Consider the following 3,222-nt stretch of genomic DNA (forward strand, 5'->3'; position numbering starts at 1 on the left):
GGCGTGGAGTGATGATGCGTGTGCTCGTGGTCGACTCCGATGATCAGGCCGCCGAGGCCCTGGTCTCCCGACTGATCAGGAACGGACACCGGGCCAGCCGGGTCCGTTCGGGCCGAGCGGCGCTCAGGACCTGGGACCAGGCCGATCTGATCCTCCTCGACCTGGCCCTGCCCGATCTGGACGGCGTGGAGGTCTGCGGGGAGATCCGCGCCAGAGGCGGCACCCCGATCATCACCTTCACCAGCAAGGACACGGAACTCGACCGTGTCCTCAGCCTTCAGGCGGGCGCGGACGACTGCCTGGTCAAGCCGTACGGATACCGCGAGCTGATGGCCCGGATGAATGCGGTCATGCGCCGCGCCGCCGCACGTACGGGCACAGCGGCCCTGTCACGCGGCGCCCTGCACATCGATCCGGGCAGCCGGCAGGTGCGGGTGCGCGAGCGGATCATCGACGTGACCCGCAAGGAGTTCGACCTGCTCTTCCTGCTCGCCTCGTCCCCGGATGCGGTCGTGTCCCGGAGGGACCTGATCTCGAAGGTCTGGGCGGACGAGTGGGCGATCTCGAGCCGCACCGTCGACACCCATGTGAGCACGCTGCGCACCAAGCTCGGTGACGGCGACTGGATCATCACCGTACGCGGCCTCGGATACCGGCTCGGCGACGGGACGGGGAGCTGAGCACCAACGGCCGGTCAGGGCGCGTCCCGTGGATCGGGGTGCGTCTCGTGGATCGGGGTGCGTCTCGTGGATCGGGGTGCGTCCCGTGAATCAGGGCGTGTCCCGTGAATCAGGGCTGTCCTCCGTATCGTGCCGGTCCGATCCGGAAGGCGGGTCCTGGGACCGGCTCGTCTCGCACGAGGCGAGCAGCCGTTCCGCCCGGTCGTCCGCGATGTCGAGGGTGGGAAGCACGGCGGGGAGCGAGATGCTCGGCAGCACATGACACAGCAGGACGAGCACCCGGTGCGTCAGATCCGCCCGCTCGCACAGGACGTGGGACATCTCCTGAATCCCGGAGAAGGCGCCGGCCAGCATCTCCGCCGTGTCGGCAGGGTCGATGTGCGGCAGGAGTTCCCCTTGCGCCCTCGCCTCGGCCAGCAGATCCGTGAGCCGGTCGGTCCAGGAGCGGAACGGTGCGGCCCGGTCGAGGCCCTCGCCCCACCGGTCCATCGCGAGCCCGACACTCGCCCGCGTCAGCGGGTCATGGCGTAACTGGTGGGCGAACAGCAGCGCCTGGTCCGCCAGTTCCTGGAGCTTCGTCCGCTGCGGCGGCAGCGGACCGACCCTCAGCTGGGCCTCCATCACCTCGCGCGCAAGCTCCTCCTTCGAAGCGAAGTGGAAGTAGAGCGCGCCCTTGGTCACACCGGCCCGCGCGAGGATCTCGGTGATCGTGGCCGAGCTGTAGCCGCGCTCGTCGAAGACGGCTGCCGCTGCCAGCAGAATCGACGTGCGGGTCCGGATCGCTCGCGCTTGCTGTGTCATCTGTTACGTGCCCATTTCTTGTGTCAGAGCCGGGCAGGTGTGACGCGGCGGCTGTATACGAACACGGGCCCCCCATCCCAACTGCGTCCGGAACACGTACGGATAGCGACCGGAAGCCACACCCGAGGGGTGAGCTCTTTCACACCGCCACCCTCGGTCCACAGCCGCTCGGCGCATGTTTGCCGTGCGTTAACAAATCGCCGGTGATCGCTGTCGCACTCCCCCTCTGCCGATCTCCCCGCCGCCGGTCATTACAGACCGGCCGGTACGCTATCAACCTCGCGGCACCGGGTGCGGACGCACCGTCAAGCATCCCGGGAGGTCGACAAGTACAGAGAAACGTCAGAACTGCCGCCCAGAACAGCGGCACGGTCGGGTTACCGGCGGAAAGCAGCAGTGGCCGGAACGGGCACATTGGTCTGTCTACATATTGGACACCGGGCGGGTCGATCTACGTTGGCCTGAAGAGGGTGTGTACGTACGTCGGCATACTCGGACAAGATTTCACAATGTGCCTGGTCCGGGCAAGTTTACCCAGATTTATTTTGACAAACTGATGCGCTGGTTTTTAGCCTCGCTCGCAGTGGCCTGCCATGTACGTCGAGCTGGAACTACTCGCAAGGGGGAGAGTAATGAGTCAGTACTCGACCGGCACGTTGGAACCGCGAAAGACGTCGTTACCCGCACAGCACACCACTGCGACCTGGCGCGTCCTCGTGGTCGAGGGCAACGCCGACGAGAGGGAGCCCCTCGCCAACGGGCTGCGGCGGCACGGGCACCAGGTGGACGGCGCATCGACGGGAGGAGCGGCCCTCCAGGCATGCGAGGGCGCCGACATCATCCTGCTCGACCTGGAACTTCCCGATCTCGACGGCCTGGAGGTGTGCCGGTCCATCAGGTCGATGTGCGACGTCCCCGTGATCGCCGTCACCGCGTGGGGCACCGAACTGGACCGCGTCCTCGGTCTCCAGGCCGGCGCGGACGACTACCTGGTCAAGCCGTACGGCTTCCGTGAACTCATGGCCCGTATGGAGGCCGTCATGCGCCGTGCGCGGCCGCAGCAGAACAGCGCCAAGGTCGTCTCGCACGGTCCCCTGCACATCGATGCCGGCACCCGGGAAGTCTGCCTCGGCGGCCGGATCATCGATCTCACGCGCAAGGAGTTCGATCTGCTCCATCTCCTGGCGTCTCATCCGGGTACCGTTATTTCTCGTAAGCGAATAATGGAGCAGGTATGGGGGGACTCCTGGTCGCGGCGGACCGTCGACACACATGTCAGCAGCCTCCGCAACAAACTCGGAGGCAGTGACTGGATCATCACGGTCCGCGGCGTGGGATTCCGCTTCGGGCGAGGTTGATTTCACGCACAGTACCGTCGGACGGCTGGGGGTGAGTTCCGGAAACCGGAGCTCACCCCCTTTCCATTTCTGTCGCACCTGACGGAGCTGTGACATTCGCCTGGCTGTTGGCCAACAAAACAGCAGTCTCCCTGCAGAACCTGACCGAAGACTGAATGCGATCACCTTGAAGGCGGGAGCGGGTCCGGCCAATCATGGATCAGCGACCCGGTGCACTGTTCCGGAGAGAATTCCTCCCCAAAGCCGAGCACGGGTGACCGCGATTTCCGAACAGTCAGGAGATGCCCGTCGTGCGCAAGGTGCTCATCGCCAACCGAGGCGAGATCGCTGTCCGCGTTGCCCGTGCATGCCGGGACGCCGGGATCGCGAGCGTAGCCGTCTAC

4 protein-coding genes are annotated in these 3,222 nt (G+C 65.9%); 3 read left to right on the plus strand and 1 reads right to left on the minus strand.

The features are described from left to right. On the plus strand, positions 1-680 hold a 680-nt coding region (locus tag ACWGI8_RS42040), incomplete at its 5' end, for a response regulator transcription factor (RefSeq protein WP_453668732.1). Between the two features lie 90 nt (positions 681-770). Here ACWGI8_RS42040 and ACWGI8_RS42045 read toward each other — a convergent pair. Further along, complete coding sequence (locus ACWGI8_RS42045; RefSeq protein ID WP_453668733.1) at positions 771-1,481, minus strand: ScbR family autoregulator-binding transcription factor; 711 nt, start codon at positions 1,479-1,481, stop codon at positions 771-773. A gap of 632 nt (positions 1,482-2,113) precedes the next feature. Between ACWGI8_RS42045 and ACWGI8_RS42050 the strand changes: the two genes are divergently transcribed. Together ACWGI8_RS42050 and ACWGI8_RS42055 are read left to right on the plus strand one after the other, a co-directional pair. Then, positions 2,114-2,839 carry a response regulator transcription factor gene (locus tag ACWGI8_RS42050; protein WP_453668734.1) on the plus strand — a complete coding sequence of 242 codons (726 nt, stop codon included), beginning with the start codon at positions 2,114-2,116 and terminating at the stop codon, positions 2,837-2,839. A 290-nt stretch (positions 2,840-3,129) separates the two neighbouring features. After that, positions 3,130-3,222 (plus strand): biotin carboxylase N-terminal domain-containing protein (locus ACWGI8_RS42055; RefSeq protein ID WP_280842533.1); only part of this gene is annotated, 93 nt, incomplete at its 3' end.

The organism is Streptomyces sp. NPDC054841, assembly GCF_053611045.1.